This window comes from Brevibacterium sediminis (assembly GCF_013623905.1).
In the GTDB taxonomy this organism is placed as follows: Bacteria; Actinomycetota; Actinomycetes; order Actinomycetales; family Brevibacteriaceae; genus Brevibacterium; species Brevibacterium sediminis.
The window spans coordinates 50,618-71,620 of sequence record NZ_JABKDD010000007.1; the positions used below are offsets into that span (position 1 = coordinate 50,618).

18 protein-coding genes are annotated in these 21,003 nt (G+C 65.8%); 6 read left to right on the forward strand and 12 right to left on the reverse strand.

The window, feature by feature from the left end; genetic code table 11:
- Positions 1 to 102: 102 nt before the first annotated feature.
- The 7 genes from nhaA to HK108_RS11430 all read right to left on the reverse strand — a co-directional run bounded on the left by nhaA (position 103) and on the right by HK108_RS11430 (position 8,708).
- Positions 103 to 1,446, reverse strand: coding sequence for a Na+/H+ antiporter NhaA (gene nhaA / locus HK108_RS11395; RefSeq protein ID WP_373284085.1), 1,344 nt, complete (start codon positions 1,444 to 1,446; stop codon positions 103 to 105).
- Positions 1,447 to 1,793: 347 nt separating this feature from the next.
- On the reverse strand, positions 1,794 to 3,302 hold the full coding sequence (locus tag HK108_RS11400; protein WP_229664096.1) for a SulP family inorganic anion transporter: 1,509 nt from the start codon (positions 3,300 to 3,302) through the stop codon (positions 1,794 to 1,796).
- A gap of 26 nt (positions 3,303 to 3,328) precedes the next feature.
- On the reverse strand, positions 3,329 to 4,567 hold the full coding sequence (locus HK108_RS11405; RefSeq protein WP_181271629.1) for a M20 family metallo-hydrolase: 1,239 nt from the start codon (positions 4,565 to 4,567) through the stop codon (positions 3,329 to 3,331).
- An 80-nt stretch (positions 4,568 to 4,647) separates the two neighbouring features.
- The gene (locus HK108_RS11410) at positions 4,648 to 5,382 is read right to left on the reverse strand and encodes an LmeA family phospholipid-binding protein (RefSeq protein WP_139468907.1); all 735 of its coding nucleotides are present in this window, start codon (positions 5,380 to 5,382) and stop codon (positions 4,648 to 4,650) included.
- Positions 5,383 to 5,473: 91 nt separating this feature from the next.
- Positions 5,474 to 6,196: a LutC/YkgG family protein gene (locus HK108_RS11415; protein WP_139468906.1), complete on the reverse strand. Its 723-nt coding sequence runs from the start codon at positions 6,194 to 6,196 to the stop codon at positions 5,474 to 5,476.
- Positions 6,193 to 7,716: a lactate utilization protein B gene (locus HK108_RS11420; RefSeq protein ID WP_229664097.1), complete on the reverse strand. Its 1,524-nt coding sequence runs from the start codon at positions 7,714 to 7,716 to the stop codon at positions 6,193 to 6,195. The genes HK108_RS11415 and HK108_RS11420 overlap by 4 nt, the downstream gene beginning before the upstream one ends.
- On the reverse strand, positions 7,713 to 8,708 hold the full coding sequence (locus tag HK108_RS11430) for a (Fe-S)-binding protein (protein ID WP_219922335.1): 996 nt from the start codon (positions 8,706 to 8,708) through the stop codon (positions 7,713 to 7,715). Before HK108_RS11430 ends, HK108_RS11420 begins: the two co-directional genes overlap by 4 nt.
- Before the next feature lie 311 nt (positions 8,709 to 9,019).
- Here HK108_RS11430 and HK108_RS11435 point away from each other — a divergent pair, with 311 nt between their 5' ends.
- Positions 9,020 to 9,940 (forward strand): SCO6745 family protein, encoded by a 921-nt coding sequence (locus HK108_RS11435; RefSeq protein WP_139908507.1) that lies wholly within the window; start codon positions 9,020 to 9,022, stop codon positions 9,938 to 9,940.
- 7 nt (positions 9,941 to 9,947) lie between these two features.
- On the opposite strand, the gene HK108_RS11440 is transcribed toward HK108_RS11435, so the two are convergent.
- The 3 genes from HK108_RS11440 to orn form a co-directional block, all read right to left on the reverse strand.
- On the reverse strand, positions 9,948 to 11,612 hold the full coding sequence (locus HK108_RS11440; protein ID WP_181271630.1) for a SulP family inorganic anion transporter: 1,665 nt from the start codon (positions 11,610 to 11,612) through the stop codon (positions 9,948 to 9,950).
- Entirely contained in the window at positions 11,609 to 11,980 is a 372-nt protein-coding gene (locus tag HK108_RS11445) for an ArsR/SmtB family transcription factor (RefSeq protein ID WP_062862026.1), read from the reverse strand. Before HK108_RS11445 ends, HK108_RS11440 begins: the two co-directional genes overlap by 4 nt.
- A 117-nt stretch (positions 11,981 to 12,097) precedes the next feature.
- A complete protein-coding gene (gene orn, locus HK108_RS11450) occupies positions 12,098 to 12,682 on the reverse strand; it encodes an oligoribonuclease (protein ID WP_139468963.1) in 585 nt (194 codons plus the stop codon).
- Positions 12,683 to 12,909: 227 nt separating this feature from the next.
- On the opposite strand from orn, the gene HK108_RS11455 reads away from it, so the two are divergent.
- The 3 genes from HK108_RS11455 to HK108_RS11465 all read left to right on the forward strand — a co-directional run bounded on the left by HK108_RS11455 (position 12,910) and on the right by HK108_RS11465 (position 17,502).
- A complete protein-coding gene (locus tag HK108_RS11455) occupies positions 12,910 to 14,529 on the forward strand; it encodes a DUF8094 domain-containing protein (protein ID WP_229664098.1) in 1,620 nt (539 codons plus the stop codon).
- Between the two features lie 157 nt (positions 14,530 to 14,686).
- The gene (locus tag HK108_RS11460; protein WP_181271681.1) at positions 14,687 to 15,673 is read left to right on the forward strand and encodes a tetratricopeptide repeat protein; all 987 of its coding nucleotides are present in this window, start codon (positions 14,687 to 14,689) and stop codon (positions 15,671 to 15,673) included.
- A gap of 188 nt (positions 15,674 to 15,861) precedes the next feature.
- Entirely contained in the window at positions 15,862 to 17,502 is a 1,641-nt protein-coding gene (locus tag HK108_RS11465; RefSeq protein WP_229664099.1) for a hypothetical protein, read from the forward strand.
- 30 nt (positions 17,503 to 17,532) lie between these two features.
- On the opposite strand, the gene HK108_RS11470 is transcribed toward HK108_RS11465, so the two are convergent.
- Together HK108_RS11470 and HK108_RS11475 are read right to left on the reverse strand one after the other, a co-directional pair.
- Positions 17,533 to 17,925 carry a hypothetical protein gene (locus HK108_RS11470; protein WP_181271683.1) on the reverse strand — a complete coding sequence of 131 codons (393 nt, stop codon included), beginning with the start codon at positions 17,923 to 17,925 and terminating at the stop codon, positions 17,533 to 17,535.
- A 149-nt stretch (positions 17,926 to 18,074) separates the two neighbouring features.
- Positions 18,075 to 18,425 carry a hypothetical protein gene (locus tag HK108_RS11475; RefSeq protein WP_139468900.1) on the reverse strand — a complete coding sequence of 117 codons (351 nt, stop codon included), beginning with the start codon at positions 18,423 to 18,425 and terminating at the stop codon, positions 18,075 to 18,077.
- Between the two features lie 114 nt (positions 18,426 to 18,539).
- On the opposite strand from HK108_RS11475, the gene HK108_RS11480 reads away from it, so the two are divergent.
- Positions 18,540 to 19,751 (forward strand): cysteine desulfurase family protein, encoded by a 1,212-nt coding sequence (locus tag HK108_RS11480; RefSeq protein ID WP_181271631.1) that lies wholly within the window; start codon positions 18,540 to 18,542, stop codon positions 19,749 to 19,751.
- A complete protein-coding gene (mnmA, locus tag HK108_RS11485; RefSeq protein ID WP_139468898.1) occupies positions 19,748 to 20,962 on the forward strand; it encodes a tRNA 2-thiouridine(34) synthase MnmA in 1,215 nt (404 codons plus the stop codon). Before HK108_RS11480 ends, mnmA begins: the two co-directional genes overlap by 4 nt.
- The last annotated feature ends 41 nt before the right edge of the window (positions 20,963 to 21,003 follow it).

Below are 21,003 nucleotides of genomic sequence, written 5' to 3' on the forward strand. Positions count from 1 at the left end.
CGGACGTTTCGAAGCCTAGTGCGGCTGTCTGTGACGGAACTGGCAATCGGCTGCTTCGGTTTCGCCGGTCACCGACGGACCACATGCCCGTGACCGTCTTCCTTATACGCCTGAGGCGGACTGCTTTCGTGCCTGAAGCAGTCGACGATAGTGGGCATTCCTCACAGCGAGGATGAGCGCGGCGGATACGGCCGAAAACAGGGAGGCGCTGAGGACGGCGACCTTCGCCACATCGTGTTCGACCGAACCGGCGGTGAAGCTGAGCTCGGCGACGAGGAGCGAGACGGTGAAGCCGATGCCGGCAAGCAGCCCGATGCCGGTGAGGTCGGCCCAACGCAGACCAGGATTCAACCCACCGGTGAACCGGGTGACCAACCAGGTGGAGACGAGGATGCCGACAGGCTTGCCCACGATCAGTGCCGTCACGATCCCGTAGGTCAACGGGTGGGAGAACGCCGAGGCCAGACCGTGGGTTCCGCCGATATCGACGCCGGCGGCGAAGAATGCGAAGACCGGGACGGCGAAACCGGCCGACAGCGGTCGAAGGCGGTGTTCGAGCGCCTCGGCGAGGTCGATTCCGGACCTACTGTCGGCATCCGGATGGAGGTCGCTGGAAGCACCGTGGTCGGTGCCGATCGCGCGGTTCGAACCACGACCGACGACGGCGGGGATCGTGAAGCCCAGCAGCACTCCGGCGATGGTCGCGTGGACGCCGGAGGCGTGCATGAACGCCCAGGCGGTGAGTCCGAGGGGCAGGAGGATGACCCACGAGGCCCAGGTACGGTCGACGAAGAAGCGACGGAAACGGCTCGCGATGAGCCCGTAGACGATGACGATTCCGAGCGCCGCGACAAGGGGGAGAACCGCGATGGACTCGGTATAGAAGATCGCGATGATCGCGATCGCCAGCAGATCGTCGACTGCGGCCAGGGTCAGCAGGAAGAGGCGCAGCGCTTTCGGCAGGTGGGAGCCGACGATCGCAAGGACGGCGACGGCGAAGGCGATGTCTGTCGCGGTGGGGATCGCCCAGCCGCGCAGGAGCTCCGGGCGGGTGAGCAGAAACGCCGCACAGATGAGGGCGGGGACGAGGACGCCGCCGGCCGCCGCAGTGATCGGGACGACGGCGGTGCGGAGCCGACGCAGGTCACCGCGGGTGAATTCCGCCTTGAGCTCGATGCCGACGAGGAAGAAGAAGATTGCGAGCAGTCCGTCGGCGGCCCATTGCCCGATGCTCAGCCGCAGATGCCACGGTTCGTAACCGAACTCGATATCGCGGAGTGCGAAGTATCCGGCCGACGCCGGTGAGTTCGCCCAGATCAGAGCGGCAGCTGCGGCGACGAGGAGAAGGGCGCCGCCGACGGTGTCGCTGCGGAGCGCCTGGAACAAGCGCTGTCCCAGAGGGGTCGGTGAGGCGAGTGGTGAAGCGGTTGCAGAAGTGGTGGTCACAGTGATCCCGTTCGTGGTCGGCAGAGAAAAGGGTTCGACCCGAAGAGTGGATGTGCAGACTGTGCTCAGTTCGTCGACGCTGAGCGTACGTACGTGAATCGAGCGGACGTCGTCGGCTCGGACGATGAACTCTGTCGGAAGATCACACCAGGGGTCGGGGCGGACGATCTCCGCGTCCGAACGGCTGTGTGCCCGACTGCATTTCGCCCCACGAAGTGATGTAGCCGTTGGTGCCCGAGTGCGGAAGAACCCACACTTTCGGGCGGAAAGCGGCATCCGGGGCTGACTGTGACATTGCGGACAGTCTACCTCAGCGGATCGCGCGCCTGCCCGACTTCACCGGGCAGTTATCCCAGCCCGCCGGAGAGTCGCGTATGCAGAGTCTCGGTATACGCATTCATTCCGGTGATCTCCACGTTCGTGCCCAGCGCCTCGTACTTCGTCACGATCGCATCGAGGGCGGCCACTGTCGATGCATCCCAGACATGCGATTCCGTCATATCGATGACGACCTGATCGGGATCATGTGTGTATCGGAACTGAGTGGTCAGGTCATTCGAGGAGGCGAAGAAGAGCTCGCCGCGGACCACATACCGGGCGACCGCCTCGGTGACCGTGCGCTCGACGGTGACGAAGTGGGCGACCCTCCGAACGAAGAGCACACTGGCCACGAACACTCCGACAACAACGCCGATGGCGAGGTTGCCGGTGGCGACGACGACGGCGACGGTGGCGATCATGACGAAAGTCTCGGACTTCGGCAGCATCTTAAGCGTCGAGGGACGGATGGAATGCCAGTCGAAGGTGTCGACGCAGACCATCATCATGATGGCAGCGAGTGCGACCATCGGGATCATGCCGACGATGTCGCCGAGCACGACGACGAAGATGAGCAGGAACGCTCCGGCCATGAACGTCGAGATCCGAGTCCTCGCCCCCGAAGCGCGGACATTGATCATCGTCTGCCCGATCATCGCGCAGCCGCCCATCCCGCCGAAGAGGCCGGAGATCATGTTCGCGGCTCCCTGACCCCAGGACTCACGGGTCTTGTTCGAGTGCGTGTCGGTGATCTCGTCGACGAGCTTGGCCGTCATGAGCGACTCCATCAGCCCGACCAGTGCCATGGCCAGCGAGTAAGGGGCGATCGTCGTGAAGGTCTGCCAGGTCAGCGGCACATGCGGGATGAAGAGTTCGGGCAGGCTGCGCGGCAGCTCGCCCTGGTCGCTGACAGTAGGGACATCGATGGCGAACACGACGACGATGCCGGTGATGATCACGATCGTGATCAGCGGTGCCGGTACGATCTTCGTCAGCTTCGGCATGAACACGAGCACGACGATGGCGATGGCCAGCAGCGGGTAGACCATCCACGGCACTCCGATGACGTGGGGGACCTGTGCTGCGAAGACGAGGATCGACAGGGCGTTGACGAACCCGACCATCACGCTGCGGGGGATGAACCGGATGAGCTTCGCGACTCCGGCCACGGCCAGCAGGATCTGGAACACACCGGCGAGCATGACGGTGGCGATGAACATGTCCATCCCGTGCTCGCGGGCGACGGGGGCGATGACGAGCGCGACGGCTCCCGTCGCCGCGGAGATCATGGCCGGGCGCCCGCCGAGGAACGCGATCGAGGTGGCCATGATGAATGCGGAGAACAGCCCGACCTTCGGATCGACTCCGGCGATGATCGAGAACGCGATCGCCTCGGGGATGAGGGCGAGCCCCACGACGAGTCCGGCCAGGACCTCACGGGTGAGCAGCCTCGGTGAGGTCAGTGCGGTGAGGACGGTCGGATCGGGGCGGTAGCGGCGGGCATCGTCGGCGGTTTCGGCGGGAATGGGAGTCGTCACGACCGGAACATTACCCGCCCCCGCGGTCAGCCGCGACTGCGGCGGTCGATGCGCAGAATGGTTTCGAGAAGGACAGAGATGCCGGGCATGATGTCGGCAAAGTCGGTGAACTCTTCGGGACAATGGCTGCGGCCGTCGACAGACGGAACGAAGATCATTCCCACCTGGGTCTTTGCAGCGATGATTCCAGCATCATGACCGGCACCCGAGAACATGGTTGCGCGCGTGAGACCGAAATCGTCGGCCACTTCAGTGATTGTGGAAGTGATCGGCTCATGCAGGGGGACCGGCGCATCATCGGTGGTCCATTCGATTTCGACCTCGACTCCGCGCTTCTCGGCCTCGTTCCCCGCCGCCGCAGTGAGGCGGCGCTGAGCTTCGTTGAGCCAGGAGCCTTCGGGGCCTCGGAACTCTCCTTCGAAGCTTGCGATCTGCGAAACGACGTTGACTGCCTCGGGAGTGAAGCTGATCTGTCCGCTGGTGCCTCGAGTATTCAATCCGGACTCGGCGATCGATTCTACGGCGAGCACCGTTCCAGCCGCCGCGCAGCCGGCATCGGCCCGTACGTCCATCGGAGTCGTACCCGCATGGTCCTGGCGGCCGGTGAAGAGGGCCCGGAAGTGGTTGATACCAGTGATTGTCTCGACGACGCCGATCTGTCGCCCCGCCCGTTCGAGCTCTGGGCCCTGTTCGATGTGGAGTTCGAGGAAGGCCGTGACCGGATTGAAATCGTAGGCGGCGGAGAGGAAGTCGTCGGGGTCGATACGGGAATCAGGCAGTGCGTCTGCCAGAGAACGTCCGGTGGGATCCGTCATGGCTAGGGTCTGACGGTCGACCTGACCGGTCATCGCGCGGGAGCCGACGCAGAAGAGGCCGAAGTCATTGGGCTCCTCGTTGAAGAACACCACGACCACAAGATCGTGATCGACGCGGATGTCGTGCTCCCGGATGAGCCGCACTACCTCGATTGCGCCGAGCACTCCGATGATCCCATCGAAACGTCCGCCTCCGTCGACGGTGTCGGTATGCGATCCGAGCATGATCTGACGACCACCGAGGCGGCCGGGCAGCACTCCGATGACATTGCCGGCGCCGTCGATGCGGGTGTCCATCCCGGACTGTCGCATGAGTCTGCGGGCGAATTCTCGACCCGAAACGTCGAATTCGCTCAGGGCGCGCCTCGTCCAACCGGGACGATCGGAGTCAGTCAATGTCGACAGCTCGGTGAGTTCGGAGGCGACGCGTTCGCGTGCGGGAGTGATCATGCTCATCATTGAGTCCTCTCATCAGTCAGTGCCGGAGCTTCCGCGACCCCGAATCTTCACGCAGGTTCTGTTGGGTTCGTCTACTGCAGGCTGACGCCGGATCCGTGGAGGCGGACTTGCAGTCCCGAGTCGGTGGCGGTGATGTCGGTGAGCTCGAGTCCGGCGGGCAGGAAGTCGAGATCGATGACGATATCGGAGATCTCAGAGGTGAGGAAGCCAGGCAGGCGATCAAGGGAGAACTCCGCCGAACCCAGCTTGATCGTCGTCGCGTCGACGACGGCCCGCCTGCCGTCGGCCTTCGGGTCGATGCCCACAAGCAGATCCTGACCGAGCATCGACCCTTTGAGGAAGAGTTCGCCGTCGACGGTCGTGAACGACATCCCCTCGGGCAGGTTCGCATGTTCGGCGGCGAGCTCGTCGAGGGTCGAGTGGGGGAGCACCGCAGTGCCGTCGACGGTGCCGATCGGCTTCGACCCGCCGGTGGGAACGTCATAGAGCTTCGCATCGACATCGGTGAAGTCGACACCCTCATAGGTGGCCTCATCGGCGGTGACATGCACCGAGTTCAGTTCTCTGGAAGCCAGCTGCGTGAGGATGGGGAAGCCTTCGACGGAGACCTCGGCTTCACCGTAGTCGGCAAGTCCGTCGGCGATGCGCTGCTCCGTGGTGTAGTCGACGATGCGGTCGGCCGCGACACTGCCGATGATGAGGGTTAGGACGATGACGACCGCGGAGACGATGAACGTCGTCCGCCGACTGCGACGTCGAGGCCGGTCATCCGGCCGCGGGTACTGAAGGGTCTGCGCCGTGGTCATGAGCTCCATTGTTCCGCACTCGCCGGTCCGTTCGCATTCGCCGGTCCGAGTGCGCTCGCCGGCTCGGCCGAGTCGAAGGTCCTCGCTGCGCTCATCCGTTGAGGATGATGACGTCGAGGGTGCGCGGTCCGTGGACTCCTTCGACCCGGCTGAGCTCGATGTCGCTCGTGGCCGAGGGCCCGGAGATGAACGTCAGCGGTGCGTGCGCGTCGAGCCGGGAGATTCCCTCGGGGACGATGTCGACGATGTCGTCCGTCCGGACGATGCACACATGATGGTCGGGCACGAGCGTGATCGCCCTCCGCCCGCACTCGTCCGATCCGTCGAGGACGATGGTGCCCGTCTGCGCGATCGCCACCGCCGAGGCGGTCACCACCGCCCCCTGAGCGTCGAGTTCGTCGACGCTGAGGAACTCACCCGGAGCATCGACCCGCACCCCACCGGAATACCCCGCCAGCCAGGACGAGTCGAGGCCGCGGGGGACGACGACCGAGGAATGGTCGCCGATGAGCTCGGAGATCGTCGCGCTCGGGTCGCCGTCGGCGCGGTGGACGTTGGCTCTGTAGTCGACGAGGCGGTCGATGAGCAGTTCGACGAGGGCCTCACCCGTGTATGTGCCCTCATGGTGGTATCCGGCGTCGGCGGCCGTGGCGGCAGTGTTCGCCGAGGCGACCCCACCGGATTCGGCATGTGCCGTGCCGCCGGTGCCCGGTACCGCCGTCCGCGGAGACGACGACACGTATTCCCCGCCGCCGCGGCGACCGAGTGCTTCGCTGATGCGGGCGAGGATCTCCTCGCGGGCGGTATCGGTCATCGCTGTCCCTCCTCGTCGCGGTCGTTCGCTTCCTCTTCGGCCCACAGCTGTCGGAAGCTCTTCTCGGGCAGGGCCGGGATGTCCCGGCTCGATGTCCAGGCGCCGGCGATTCCGGGCAGAGCGTTGATCTGCTCACCGCCGGTGACCTTGTGCGCGAGAGGCAGTCCCTTCTCCGCAGCGGCCATCCGCTTCCCGTCGCCCATCATCCACGACGCACCGGTGAGGGCGGCGTCGAGCTGGGAGGACACAGGGGAGTGGTTGGCCTTGACATCTTCGCCCCGCAGATGGACGAGGATCTCGGGAATGTTGATCTTCACCGGGCACACGTCGTAGCAGGCCCCGCACAGGCTCGACGCGTACGGCAGCGAACCGTTGCCCTGCTCTTCGACACCGGTGAGCAGCGGGGAGAGGATCGCCCCGATGGGGCCGGGGTAGGTCGAGCCGTAGGCGTGGCCGCCGGTGCGTTCGTAGACCGGGCAGACGTTCATGCATGCCGAGCAGCGGATGCAGTTGAGCGCCGTGCGTCCGTGCTCATCGGCCAGGGCCCGGGTGCGTCCGTTGTCGAGAAGCACGAGGTGGACGTTCTGCGGCCCGTCGCCATCGGATCGACCGGTCCAGAACGAGGTGTAGGGGTTCATCCGCTCACCCGTGGACGAGCGCGGCAGCAGCTGCAGGAACACCTCGAGATCGGCGAACCTCGGCAGCAGCTTCTCGATCCCCATGACGGTGATGAGCGTCTCCGGCAGGGTCAGGCACATGCGCCCATTGCCCTCGGACTCGACCACTCCGAGAGTGCCGGTCTCCGCGATACCGAAGTTCGCTCCGGAGATCGCGACCTTCGTGGTGAGGAATTTGTGGCGCAGGTGTCGGCGGGCCGCCTCGGCGAGGACGGCCGGTTCGTTCGTCAGCTCCCCGGCGTCGGGCATCTTGTCCATGAAGATCTCACGGATCTCATCCCGGTTGCGGTGGATGGCGGGAACGAGGATGTGGCTGGGTTTGTCCTCGCCGAGCTGGACGATGAGCTCGGCCAGATCCGTCTCGAACGCATCGATGCCTTCGGCCTCGAGGTGCTCGTTGAGACCGATCTCCTGGGTGGCCATCGACTTGACCTTGATGACCTCACGGCGGCCTGTCTCGAGCACCGGCGCATTGTCCTCGACGAGTTCGGCGACGATGGCATTGGCCTCATCGGCGTCGCGGGCCCAGTGGATGATGCCGCCGGCGGCGGTGAATGCCTCTTCGAACTGCGCGAGATACTCGGGCAGGTTTGCCATCACTTCGTTCTTCGTGGCCTCACCGGCGTCGCGCAGGGCTTCCCAGTCGTCGAGCTCGGAGACGACCTCGGCGCGCTTGGACCGAATCGTCGAGGTGGCGTGGCCTATGTTGTTGCGCAGCTGCTGGTTGCTCAGATGCTCGTGCGAGACCTCGGGAAAGGCCTCGGCTTCGATGATGTTGCCCTGCCCGCCGGGCAGATCGCCGCGTCGCTTCGACGGCAGCAGCGGCATTCCCAGAAAGGTCATCGCAGGCTCCCTCCGCTCACTTCTGCTCCTTCGCTCGGCACCCGCAGCGGGTCCTCCTTCGTCGACGCGAGGATCCGGGCCAGATGGACCGCGGCCTGACCGACGCGGAACCCGGACTGGGTGCGGCTCGGCTCAGCCGGAGAGGTGCCCCGATGGCCTGGGGTGAGGTGGTCGTCATCGTCGGCACCGACGACCGTCGTCAGCGTCTCGGTCGTGTGCCCCCGCTCATCGGTCGAACTCGTCTCCTTGACGTGGACGGCGGTGACGTCCGGGGCACCGTCGAAGCTTCCGGTGCGTTCGAACCGCGACATTCCCCCGCCGATGTGCAGCAGACAGGAGGCATCGCCGCCGGTGCAGACATCGGCTTCGGTCGCCTGGATCGTGCGCACCTTGTCGGCGAGCATCGCCGAGGGCACCTCCGGGTTCTTCACGGAGAAAGTGCCGCCGAACCCGCAGCAGGAATCGGCCAGAGGCAGTTCGACGAAGTCGATGCCCTCGACGGACCGGACGAGGGAGGACTGTCGATCGCCGAGGCGCAGCAGCCGCATTCCGTGGCACGACGGGTGATACGTCACACGGTGCGGGAAATAGGAACCGAGATCGGCCGCGGCATCCGTGACGCCTTGGACGTCGGTGAGGAACTGGGTGAGCTCATAGGTGCGGCCGGCCACCTCGGCGGCCTCGGAAGCCAGGGCATCATTGCCCACCCGGGTGGCGACCATCGGCTGCTGGTGGCCGAGCGAGGCCACGCATGAAGCGGACGGGGCGACGGCGACATCCCATTCGGTGCTCGTGAAGGCGCGGACGTGATTGGCGATGACCGGTTCGGCCTGCGCGAACTTGCCGGAGTTGATGTGCATCTGCCCACAGCACGACTGGCCTTCGGGGAAGATCACCTCATGGCCGAGTCGGCGCAGAATTCTCACGGTTGCCTGCGCAACCTCGGGATACATCGCATCGACGATGCAGGTGGCGAACAGTGCGATCCTCATCTGACCTCCAAGCCGGACGCTGTGCTGATGCGGTTGGCGGGATCGGCTTCCGACCGGGACGATGCCGTGGTCGCAAACGGTCCGTGTCACTCCATGCTCAGACCGTAGCACCGGGTCCTGACGCGGCAAATGTGCGCGACCGGACGGGCGCGCCGGTGCGAGGATCGACGCGGGAGTCCGGCCGCCTCGGGGGAGGGGGAAAGCGATTTAGGACCTATGAGACTGCGCTATTGACCTGCGCCGGTCGGTGCGGGCAGCGACACACGCGCAGACCCATTTACCTGGGAGGAGACCGCCCATAGGATGACGATATGGATTCCCAGCGCACACAGAACATCAGAACGGTCTCGGCCCGCATCAACTCCTTCCACTCGTCGATCTACTTCTCGCAGACGGTCGGCGCCGAGTACGCCAAGTACGGACTCGAACCCGGTGTCGAAGGCAATATGGCCGCCCGTTCGGCTCCGCTGGGACGGGTGAATCCCGGAGTCGTGTCCGCCGCGTACTACAACTATTCCCCGAATTTCGTCGCCGGAATGCTGCCGCGCCTGTGGGAGACGGTGAGCCCGGAGCAGATGGTCCAGGCCCGCTTCGACGCAGTGGGCGCGTACATGGCCGAACTCTTCGGTGACCGTGATGACATCGCCCTGCTCACCGAGGCGGCCACCCAAGTGACGGAGACGCTGGCACCCGTGCTCGCCGCCATGGACTTCTCCGGCCGCACCCTGGCCGCAGCCACCGCCGACGTCATCGGCGGCCACCAGGCGGCCACCGCATTCGAGAAGATGTGGGACGTGGCGACCGTGGCCCGCGAATTCCGCGGCGACGGCCATGTCGCCTCCCTCGTCACCGCCGGTGTGCCCGGAATCGACGCCCTCATGCTCGACGTCGCGACCGGTGCCGGGTTCCGTCCGCGAGCGGCACAGAAGACACGCGGCTACACGGATGAGGAATGGCAGACCGCGCAGTCCAGGCTCGCCGAGGCGGGGCTGATCACCGTGGACAAGGATGAACGCGGGCACGACCTCCCCACCATCACCGAGGCGGGACGTGACCTGAAGGAACAGGTCGAAGCCCTCACCGACGGCACCGTTGCAGCCGCGTGGTCGGTGCTTGACGATCAGACGATCGAATCTCTGCTCTCGCCGAGCCGTGACCTGCTGCGCGTCATTGCGAAGTCAGGTGCCTTCCCGTCGAACATCTTCGCCCGCCCCGAGAAGAAGGCCGGCTGAGACACGATCAGCTCTGCCGCGCCCGCTCCACATGCGAGCGGGCATGGGCGAGGGCAGCCGGAAGCTCATCGAAGAGATGCTTGTGGTGACGCAGTGCGGCGAGCACCCCGACCTGTTCGAACAGTCCGGCCTGGCTGTCTCTGACGCCCTTGATGAGCACCGTGATCCCGCGGCGTTCGAAGGCTGTGACCATATCGGTGAGGATGTGTGCGCCGGTGGCGTCGACGAGTTCGAGCTGCGACATGCGCAGCACGACGACCTCGACTCCCCGCAGCCCCAGAACCTCATCCGAGATGCGATCGGCCGAGGCGAAGAACAGCGGTCCGTGGAAATGGACGATGGCAATCCTCTCATCACCCGGATACTCGGACTCTGATTCCGAGAGTCGTTCGATGCGCACCGAGGTGATCGACGACAGCTTCCGCAAAGCGAAGACCGCGGCAACGACGACGCCGATGCCCACGGCGACGATGAGGTCGAATGAGATGGTGATGAGCGCAGTGATGACGAACCCGAAGGCATCGGACTTCGTCGAGCGCAGAATCGACCGCATCGTCTTGAGATCGACCATCCGGACCGCCGTGACGAAGAGGACTCCGCCGAGGGCCGCCAGCGGAATCCGACTCACCGGTCCCGCAGCCACCAGCACGATGAGCAGCAGCACGGCCGCGTGGACGATCGAGGCCAGGCGCGTGCGACCGCCGGCACGGATGTTCACGGAGGTGCGGGCGATGGCACCGGTGGCAGGGATGCCGCCGAACAGCGACGATCCGATCGAGGCGACGCCCTGGCCGACGAGCTCACGGTCAGGCTGGTAGGCGCCGGCGTCGGACATCGACGAGGCGACCCTGGCCGAAAGCAGCGACTCAATGGCCGCGAGCGCGGCGATCGTGCCCGCCGCCGGCAGCAGTGACGGCAGGGAGGCCGGGTCGACGACCGGCAGGCTGGGGGTCGGCAGCGACTGGGGGATCTCTTCGATCGTGGCCAGGGGATTGGGCACGATTCCGGCGAGCACGGTGACGACGACGATGCCGACCAATGATCCGGGGATCGACTCATGGAACTTCGGAGCCAGCAGCATGCAGACGGCGACGATCGCGACCGCACCCAGGGAGTAGGGCAGATACGAACAGTCCGCCGACGAAACGAGCTGCACGGCGGCGGCGAAGGCATTCGTGCTCACCTCGCCCGGAACCAGATCATCGGGGGTCGTCACGAACGGCACCTGTTGGAGGAAGATGATCGCAGCGATGCCGACGGTGAAGCCTTCGATCACCGGCCAGGGAATGAAGGACACCGTCCGGCCGAGCCGCAGCAGTCCGGCCACGACGACGATGAGTCCGGCGATGAGGGTGACGGCGATGACGGCCTCGGCGCCGTGGCTGGCGACGATCGGCACGAGGACGACGGCCATGGCACCGGTGGGACCGGAGATCTGCAGGTGGGATCCGCCGAAGACCGCGGCGAGGAAGCCTGCGACGATTGCGGTGATGAGTCCCTGTTCGGCAGTGAGCCCGGAGCTGACTCCGAAGCCCAGAGCCAGGGGCAGGGCGACGATGCCGACAGTGGCACCGGCGAGGAGGTCCTTCGGCCAGGAGCGGCGGGTCTCACGGTAGTCGGCGACCGACGGCAGCAGAGACCGGGTGCGGCGCAGCGGAGATGTCGGGCTCATGCCGTATCAGCGCCCGGGATCTTCGGCAGCGAACGGGCTTCGGCGAGTCGCTGCTCATCGTCTTCGAGCATCGTCAGCAGCAGGCTCCTGGCCACCGCGAGCAGCTCTGCGGTGCGCCGGTCGGCCAGACGGTAGTAGACATGGCTGGCCCGACGTTCGGATTCGACGAGACGGTGGCGCCGCAGCACTGCGAGATGCTGCGAGAGGTGCGAGGCCTCGAGTGCGGTCTCGGCCTGCAGATCGGCCACGCTGACCTCGTCGTTGCCGGAGAGGAGCTCGAGGATGCGGATGCGGAAGGGGTGGGCGAGGCCCTTGAAGAGGTTCGCCTTGACCTCGTACAGGGGTCGCTGAAGCTGATTCAATGGCATGATGAAACCATCATATCGAACGCTCGGGTTCAGATCCGGCTGGTCTCAGAGAATGAACAGCCCGGTTCCGCAGCTGCGGAACCGGGCTGTGCTCACGATCGCCTCGGAAGGCGGCGGTCAGTCCTCGTCGGTCGCCTTCGGGTAGGCCTCGGCCACCTCGGCGGCAATCGATTTCGCCTCATCGGAACTCGGCCCCTCGGCGGAGAACACGGCCTTCCGGTAGTACTGGAGCTCGATGATCGAGTCGATGATGTCTCCGAGTGCACGGTGGCCACCGTGCTTGGCCGGTGCCTGGAAGTAGGCGCGTGGGAACCACTGCTTGGACAGTTCCTTGATCGAGGAGACATCGATGATCCGGTAGTGCAGGTGCTCGACGAGTTCGGGCATCTGTTTGGTGAGGAACACCTTGTCGGTGCCGACCGAGTTCCCTCCCAACGGTGCCTTGCCGGCCTCGGGGACATGCTTCTTCACGTATTCGAGGACTCGGGTCTGCGCCTCGGCGACGGTGGTGCCCGCGTCGAGTTCGGTGATCAGGCCCGAGGTGGTGTGCATGTTCGTGACGAATTCGTTCATGTTCGCCCGTGCCTCCGCCGAGGGCTTGATGACGATGTCGATTCCGTCGTCGAGGGGGTTGAGCTCGAAGTCGGTGACGATCGCAGCCACCTCGATGAGTTCGTCCCGCACCTCGTCGAGGCCGGTCATTTCGCAGTCGATCCACACAATTCTGTTGTTGCTCACTCGCCCAGCTTAGGGCAGACAGCAGGGAGCGGGACATTCCGGGGCGCAATCGGCGCCGCTGCGCGGCTTGGGCGTGTGAACGTCGACACACACTGAGCGTGCGCACAAAGGCGATGTCCGGTATGTGACTTAAACTTGAAGAGTCCCCGAACTGGGGTGCCATTTTTGCTCGGCTGAGGGAAGGTTCGCTCGTGCGTTACACATTCGCTGTGATTCTCATGGTGGTGGGTGTCGTCGTCGGTGGCCTCGGCATCCTGCAGAAGACCCTGTGGGCGCCGGAGGATACGATCACTGCCACCGCACAGATCGATGCCGACAAACCGGCAGTCATCGTCGACCCCGGAATGCTCAACCTCTACGAAACCCCGACCACGCTCACGGTCAAGGGCAGCGGTGACCTCACGATCGCCCAAGCTCCGATCGAGAACGTCGAAGCCTGGGCGGGACAGTCCGCCTATGACCGCGTCACCGGACTCGCCGAAGGCGGCAAGCTCACGACCAAGGCGACCGATGGTGAGGGCAAGGTTCCCAATCCCGCCGGGGCCGATCTGTGGCAGTCGGAAGTCACCGGCACCGATTCGGTGGAGCTGGAATGGAACGACGAGGCCAACCGCACCGGATTCCTCATTGCCGGTGACGGCGAAGCCGGAGCCGTCAAATCCGTGACCCTCACCTGGCCCAACCATGCCGAGACTCCCTGGGCGCTCCCGCTGATGATCATCGGCGGTGTCCTCTTCGTCGTCGGCGTCGTCCTCCTCTTCCTCGGTGCGAACAATTCGAAGAAGGAAGCGAACCGCCGCAAGGCGCGCCAGGAGCGCCGCCGCAAGCTCGCCGAATACGGCACCGCCTTCGCCGTCGTCCCCGTGCTCGCCCTGAGCGCCTGCGGGCCCGAAGAGCTGCCGAAGCCCGAGCCCTCCGAGGCTCCGAGCTCCGCGGCCGCGGGCGTCACCGATGACCAGGCCAAGCGGATCCTCGACTCCGTGGCCGCCGACGTCAAAGCCGCGGACAAGAAGACCGATAAGAAGGCACTGGCCGAACGCGCCGCCGGTCCTGCGCTCAAGCAGCGTGAAGACCTGTACAAGGTGAAAGACGATGTCGAAGACCAGAAGATGGCGCCGGAGGTGGCCAGCGAAGAGATCGTCGCCAACTACACCTCGGCCACCGATGCCTGGCCGCGCGTGACCAGCCTGATCACCTCCGCCGGTGGGAATTCGCAGCTGCTCGTGCTGACCCAGGAGGATCCGCGCAGCAACTACAAACTGTGGTCGCAGACCCAGCTGACGGCCGGCACGAAGCTGCCCGAACTGCCCGACTCGCGTCAGGGGGCGAAGATGCTCGAACCCGGATCCAAGGACTTCGTCACCACTCCGGAGAAGGCCGTTGCCGATTACGCTAAGGCCCTCGGCAGCGGGGCGGACTCGAAGGAGGCGAAGAAGTTCGAGTCCGATGACTTCTCGAAGTCCATCTGGAAGAACCAGAAGGACCAGAAGGCCAGCGCCGAAGAAGGCAAGGCCGAAGTCGACTACAAGTACACTCCGGGCAAGGAACTCGTCGCCCAGGGCACCGCCGGGGACGCCGCCATCGTCACCGGAGTCATCGACGCCGAATCGACGATCAGCCCCGAGTCGAAAGAGGGTCGCACCGGCACCCTGTCGCTGTCGTCGCCGCAGAAGGAACTCGTCGGCTCCGCGACGACCAAGGAGCCGGTGACGACGAAGACCACCCAGGTGCTCACCTTCCTCGTCCCCAAGGACGGCAAGGTCAAGCTCATCGGCGGTCTCGAGACTCTCGCCGGAGCCGAAGCAGGCTGAGGCGGAAGGGTCGGCACCGTGGTGTTCCTTCCCTGACGGCTGAGGAAATAGCCGTGAGCGCACCGGTGTTGATACGTTCTGTTGGATAAGCAAGGACCAGGTGCGTCACGGTTTGCGCCGAGCCCACCGACCGCGTCACAAAGGAGACCACGTGTCAATGGATCCCTCGCAGGAGAGCACGCAGCCCAATCAGGGACTCGACCTGTCGGCGGTGCGCAGCAAGAACATGCCCGCCGAACAGGCCGGTCAGACCGGTCAGGGCGGTCAGGCCGCCGGTGCGGGAGCCGGTGCTGACGGTGCCGCCGGCGGCCCGGCCGGTGGGGATCCGAATGCGGTCGCCGTTCCGGGACTGGTCTTCGACGTCGACGAATCGACGTTCACCAGCCTGGTGGCGATCTCCGACCGCGTGCCCGTCGTCATCGACCTGTGGGCCGAATGGTGCGAACCCTGCAAACAGCTCTCGCCGATCCTCGAACGCGTCGTCACCGCGTACGGGGGACGTCTGGTGCTGGCCAAGGTCGACGTCGATGCGAACCCGCGTCTGCAGCAGGCCTTCGGCGTTCAGTCGATCCCCACGGTCGTCGCCCTCATCAAGGGTCAGCCCGTGCCGCTGTTCCAGAGCGCTCTGCCCGAACCTCAGGTCCAGGCGTACTTCGACGAGCTGCTCAAGCTCGCAGGTGAGAACGGTGTGACCGGGCATGCGGCCGTCGGGGGAGCCGAGCCCGAACCGGCCGGCCCTGCCCACCCGGAGGCCGAAGAGGCACTCGCCAAGGGCGACTTCGACACAGCCGAGAACCTGTTCAAAGCCGCGCTGGCGAACTCTCCCGCCGATGAGGAGGCGAAGTTCGGTCTCGCCCGTGCAGGCCTGGGCCGCCGCCTCATCGACCAGGAACCAGCCGATCTCATCGCCGCCGCCGATGCGGACCCCAAGAACGTCGAAGCCGCGAAGGCCGCGGCCGACGCCGAAGTGGTCAGCGGCAAAGCAGGTAGCGCCTTCAACCGACTCATCTCACTCATCCGCACCACCGCGGGTGATGAGAAGGAGTCCCTGCGCCTGCGGGTCCTCGATCTCTTCGAGGTCCTCGGCGCCGACGACCCAGCCGTGACCAAGGCACGGACCGCACTCATGAGGGCACTGTTCTGATCCAGCGAATCCGACTCATCACCGCCATCCTCTTCGGCGTAGCGGCACTCACGCTCGCCGGACTGGTCATCTCTGCGCTCTCGGTCGTCGGCACCGACGAGATCACCGAGACGCCGGCCTTCAAGGTCAAGGACGGTGCCTACGCCGTCGTCCTCGACGAGGCGATCGTGCCCTATTCGGGTTCGAGCGTGACCGTGACGGCGAAGAACTCGAAGGGCACGGAGCTGTTCGTCGGCACCGCCAGCGGGGTCGACGCCGACAGCTACCTCGACGGGGTGGCGCAGGAGCAGATCAGTGATGTGTCGTTCCCGAACTCCGCCTCCCACCGGTTCACTCCCGGTGATGCGAAGCCTGAGGCCGATATCGCCGATCGCGACTGGTGGATCAGCTCGGACACGGGAAAGACGGTCGCGAAGACCTTCGACCTCGATGCCGAACCGCAGGTGCTCGTCATCGCTCCTGCGAACTCCGATGACAGCCTCGACGGAACGACGGTGAGTCTCCAGATGCGCGTCAAGGGCGTGTTCGCACTCAGCCTGCTCGGCATTGCCGGCACGATCATCCTCGCCGGATTCTCGGTGTTCTTCTTCATGCGCTGGTGGGCCTCGCGCATCCGCCCGCCGAAGAAGGACGTCGGACCCCCGAGCGGCAGCGAACCCGACAGCAACGACAGCGGACCCGACGGTGGCGGAGACGGTCCCTCGGGCGGCTCTGGCCGCGGCGGCCCGGAACCGGCCGCAGACCGCACGGTCAAGGGCGAGCCGGGACCGGCGACCCAGCCGATCTCGACAGTGCAGCCGGACACGGCCGGCCAAGCGCCGCCTCGGCGACGGGATCTGCGGAACCGGCGGTCCTTCCGCGCGGTGACGGCCTCTGTCTTGGGCACCGGACTCGTGCTCAGCGGCTGTGCGAATATGCCGATCGCCAAACCCAGCAGCCCGGACACCACTCCGTACGAGCGCACGGCGGTGCGTGCCGGAGAGGCCGGGAAGTTCATGACGAACTACACGGAATCGCTGGACAAGACACTCGGCGACAAGGGCTCCGACCTCGACAAGATCCAGGCGGCGCCGCTCATCGACCACACCCGCGCGCAGATCCAGATCGCGGACAAGGCGAAGCAGAAGCTGCGCGCACCAAACTTCACCGAGGTCGTCGCCGGCAGCCCGAACTTCACCGAATATCCGATGTGGTTCTACGCCTTCGGAACCGCGGACAAGAAGTCCACGGATGGGGACAAGCAGCTGACCCAGGTGATGCTGGTGACGCGGGAATCGGCGTCGACCGATCCGCTCGTGCGTTCGGCGTCCTATATCCCCACCGACCAGATGCCGACCCTCATGGCCGATGACAGCGGCGCCGTGGAGAAGGGACCCGAGGACTTCTCCGAGGATCTGACGACCGCGTCCGGTGACGTCTCGTCATTCCTCGTCGACGGCAAGGCGAAGTCCGGGGGCCCCGAGGGACTCAAGGAAGGCGGATTCAAGGGATTCCGCGACTACCTGGGTGACCTGCGGGACAAGGACTCCGGCTTCGACAAGGTCGATGTCGACTGCAAGCCCTATGAGGACCTCAAGTTCGAGGACATGACCTTGAGCACCGAGAACGGTGCGATCGGAATGGGCGAGGTGCGGTGCACCCTGACGATCAAGGCACCGTCGGACTACGCACTCGACCTCGGCGACACCGTCGAAGCCGTGAAGACGAACGACAAAGAGGGCGACACCATCAAGGTCGACACCGCGCACCCCTATGTGCTGATGAAGACCGGTGATGAACTCACCGCCGTCGCCACCGACTGGAACGTCCTGTCCTCCAAGGTGGAGTGACCCGGGCTCAGCCGCGGTTCGCGTGGATTGTCAGCCGCGGCTGGCGCGGCGGCCGACGCGCAGCAGCCACCACAGGCCGATGAGCGGCAGGAGCAGCGGAATATAGCCGTATCCGCTGCCGAAGTTCGACCACACCGACGGCTTTGCGAAGTCCTCGGGGTGGGTGTGGCTGAGGATGCCGACGACGATGACGCCGAGGAACTCGATCGCACAGGCCGCGACGGCGATCCGGTGCGAGACGCGGTTGCCGATGACCAGGCAGACCGTGGCGAGGATGTAGATCACCGCAGCGAAGGCCGAGAGCGAGTACGCGATCGGCGCGACATCGAATTCGCGGATGAGCTGGTAGCCCGCCCGGGCCGTGGCCGAGAGCGCGAAGACCCCGTACACCGCCGTCAGCGCCCGTCCCGGTCCGGTATGCATCGCCGAGAACGGCGACCGTCCCGTCTGTCCCCTCGCCGAGGCGGCCGTGGAGTCCGCGTCGCCCGCTGACTTCGCATTGCCTGCCGCGTTCGCGCTGCCTGCTGAGTTCGCATCGTCGGCGGAGTCCCCGCCGAACCGATTGCGCCTGGTCACTGCCAAATCTGGTCCAATCTCTCGATCATCACGATCACCGTCAGTCCTGCCGCGGCCAGCACACCCGGCCCCCAGCGGCTCAGTTCCGCAAACGCCCAGAACCCGGCCAGCGCCATGACCATAATCGCCGTGATGATGTAGCCGAAGTAGAGCAGCGGGTCGACATCATGCGTGGAGCCGAAGGTCGCAATCGAGATGATCAGCTGCACGATGAGCAGCAGCAGAAGCAGAGCGGCACCGCCGAGCAGGGCCTTGCCGGCCGGACGGTTGCGGATGGTCTCGACGATCGACCACAGGGTCAGGATGCCGGTGGCGGCATAGAGGACGATGGTGAAAACGGTGAACACGGAGACCAGTTTAGTCGGCCACACCGGCGGGCAACTCGTCCGGATGTGCCGCTGCGCAGGTGAGATGCCGCACGGATCCTGGCCGTAGCCTGGCTCACGCCCTAAAATTGCAGGGTGCCCATCTATCTCGATCACGCAGCCACCTCGCCGATGCCCGCCGAGGTGCTCGAGGTGTACACGAAGGAGCTGGCCCGCCGGGCCAACCCCTCGGCCCTGCACGCGGTCGGACAGGCGGCACGGATGCGCATCGAAGAAGCACGCGAAGGAATCGCCCGCGCGGTCGGTGCGGCCACCTCGTCGGAGGTGATCTTCACCTCCGGAGGCACCGAGGCGGACAATTTCGCTCTCAAGGGCCTCTACCTCGCCCGCAACAACGGAACGTTCACGGAGCCTGCGCGCCCGCGGGTGCTGACGACGACGATCGAACATCCTGCGATCCTCGAGACCGTGGAGTGGCTGGAGCGCCTCGGCGCCGAAGCCGTCTACCTGGACGTCGACTCGGCAGGGCGTCTCGATCTGGACGCGGCGACCGCCGAACTGCGCCGCGAACCCGAACGCACCGCGCTCATCAGCGTGATGGCCGCGAACAACGAGATCGGCACTCTGCAGCCGATCGCCGAGATCGGTGAGATCGCCGCCGAACTCGGCATTCCCTTCCACATCGACGCCGTGCAGGCGCTCGGACAGATCCCGCTCGACTTCGCGGCACTCAAGGCGACGGCCATGACGATCACCGCGCACAAGATCGGCGGCCCCGTCGGCATCGGCGCACTCCTGCTCGACCGCGCAGCGAGCCCGACGCCCATCCTCCACGGCGGGGGACAGGAGCGCAGCGTGCGTTCGGGCACCCTCGATGTCGCCGGTGCCGTGGCTTTCGCCGCCGCCGTCGATCTCGTCACTGCCGACCTCGAGTCCCGGTCGGCCCGACTGTCGGGGCTGCGGGACCGCCTCATCGCGGGAATCGAATCGAGCATCGACGGTGCCGTGCTCTCCGGTCCGCGCGGAGCGGACCGCCTGCCGGCCAATGCCCACTTCACGTTCCCGGGCTGCGAAGGGGACTCGCTGCTGTTCGGTCTCGATGCCAGGGGATTGGCCACCTCGACGGGATCGGCCTGCTCTGCCGGTGTCTCCCGTCCCTCCCATGTGCTCCTGGCCTGCGGGATGGATGAGGACAGCGCCCGCACCACCCAGCGCTTCACGCTCGGTCACGACACGACCGAATCCGATGTCGATGCCCTGCTCACGGCCCTTCCCGAGGTCGTCGACCAGGCACGCCGAGCCGGGATGGTTTCGGCAACACCCCGATGGATGCAAGGAGCATCATGAGAGTACTCGTCGCCATGTCCGGCGGAGTCGATTCCTCCGTCGCAGCCGCCCGTGCCGTCGACGCCGGACACGAAGTCGTCGGCGTTCACCTCGCCCTGTCCCGGATGCCCGGGACCCTGCGCACCGGATCGCGCGGCTGCTGCACGATCGAAGACTCCCGCGACGCCCACCGGGTGGCGGGAATGCTCGACATCCCCTTCTACGTCTGGGACTTCTCCGAGAGGTTCAAGGAAGACATCGTCGATGACTTCATCGCCGAATACGCCGCCGGACGCACCCCGAACCCGTGCATGCGCTGCAATGAGCGCATCAAGTTCGCCGCCCTCCTCGACCGGGCCCTGGCGCTCGGCTTCGACGCCATCGCCACCGGCCACTACGCCGAGGTGCTGCGTGACGACGAGGGCCGGCCCGAACTCCACCGCGGTGAGGATCTGGCCAAGGACCAGTCCTACGTCCTCGGTGTGCTCACCTCCGACCAGCTCGAGCACTGCTACTTCCCGATCGGTGCGACGGCGTCGAAGGCCGAAGTGCGCGCCGAGGCGGCCGAGCGCGGATTCTCCGTAGCGAACAAGCCCGACTCCTACGACATCTGCTTCATCCCCGACGGGGACACGAAGGCCTGGCTGGCCGATAAGATCCCGATGCGACCCGGACTCATCAAGGACTCCGAAGGCGAAGTGCTTGGGCGTCACGACGGAGCGATGACGTATACGATCGGTCAGCGCAAGGGCCTCGGCATCGAGAAGCCTGCCGCGGACGGCAAGCCGCGCTTCGTCACCGGCCTCGACCCGGCCACGAACACCGTCACCGTCGGGTCGCGCGCCGACCTCGCGGTCTCGCATCTGACCGGAATCCGCACCTCCTGGGCCGGAGCGGCCCCCTCGGACATGGGTTCGACTCCGGAGACCGGGATCGACTGCGAAGTGCAGATCCGTGCCCACGCCGATCCGGTGCCGGCCCGTGCGTGGCTCGGCGAATTCGTCGCCGAGGCGCCCGAACACGAAGTCAACCCCATCGTCGACGAGGTCGAGGTGCCTGCCGCACGTCCGGCCGGGCAGCTCATGCACGTCGACGTCGATGAGGAGCTGTCCGGAGTGGCCCCGGGCCAGACCATGGTCATCTACCGCGGCACCCGTGTCCTCGGCCAGGCCACCATCGACTCCACGGCCAAGGACCGCATCACCCCGGCACCCGAATTCGCCGGTGCCTGAGCCGCTTCACCTCACTGAAGCGACGGCCCCGGGACCGATGT

What these genes read in the sequence shown, in the direction of transcription:
- HK108_RS11470 (WP_181271683.1), bottom strand. Translation starts at nt 17,925, where the DNA reads ATGCATACCGGACCGGGACGGGCGCTGACGGCGGTGTACGGGGTCTTC.
- HK108_RS11410 (WP_139468907.1), bottom strand. Translation starts at nt 5,382, where the DNA reads ATGACCACGGCGCAGACCCTTCAGTACCCGCGGCCGGATGACCGGCCT.
- HK108_RS11440 (WP_181271630.1), bottom strand. Translation starts at nt 11,612, where the DNA reads ATGAGCCCGACATCTCCGCTGCGCCGCACCCGGTCTCTGCTGCCGTCG.
- HK108_RS11415 (WP_139468906.1), bottom strand. Translation starts at nt 6,196, where the DNA reads ATGACCGATACCGCCCGCGAGGAGATCCTCGCCCGCATCAGCGAAGCA.
- HK108_RS11445 (WP_062862026.1), bottom strand. Translation starts at nt 11,980, where the DNA reads ATGCCATTGAATCAGCTTCAGCGACCCCTGTACGAGGTCAAGGCGAAC.
- orn (WP_139468963.1), bottom strand. Translation starts at nt 12,682, where the DNA reads ATGACCGGCCTCGACGAGGTGCGGGACGAACTCATCGAGGTGGCTGCG.
- HK108_RS11460 (WP_181271681.1), top strand. Translation starts at nt 14,687, where the DNA reads ATGGATCCCTCGCAGGAGAGCACGCAGCCCAATCAGGGACTCGACCTG.
- HK108_RS11430 (WP_219922335.1), bottom strand. Translation starts at nt 8,708, where the DNA reads ATGAGGATCGCACTGTTCGCCACCTGCATCGTCGATGCGATGTATCCC.
- HK108_RS11435 (WP_139908507.1), top strand. Translation starts at nt 9,020, where the DNA reads ATGGATTCCCAGCGCACACAGAACATCAGAACGGTCTCGGCCCGCATC.
- HK108_RS11405 (WP_181271629.1), bottom strand. Translation starts at nt 4,567, where the DNA reads ATGATCACTCCCGCACGCGAACGCGTCGCCTCCGAACTCACCGAGCTG.
- mnmA (WP_139468898.1), top strand. Translation starts at nt 19,748, where the DNA reads ATGAGAGTACTCGTCGCCATGTCCGGCGGAGTCGATTCCTCCGTCGCA.
- HK108_RS11420 (WP_229664097.1), bottom strand. Translation starts at nt 7,716, where the DNA reads ATGACCTTTCTGGGAATGCCGCTGCTGCCGTCGAAGCGACGCGGCGAT.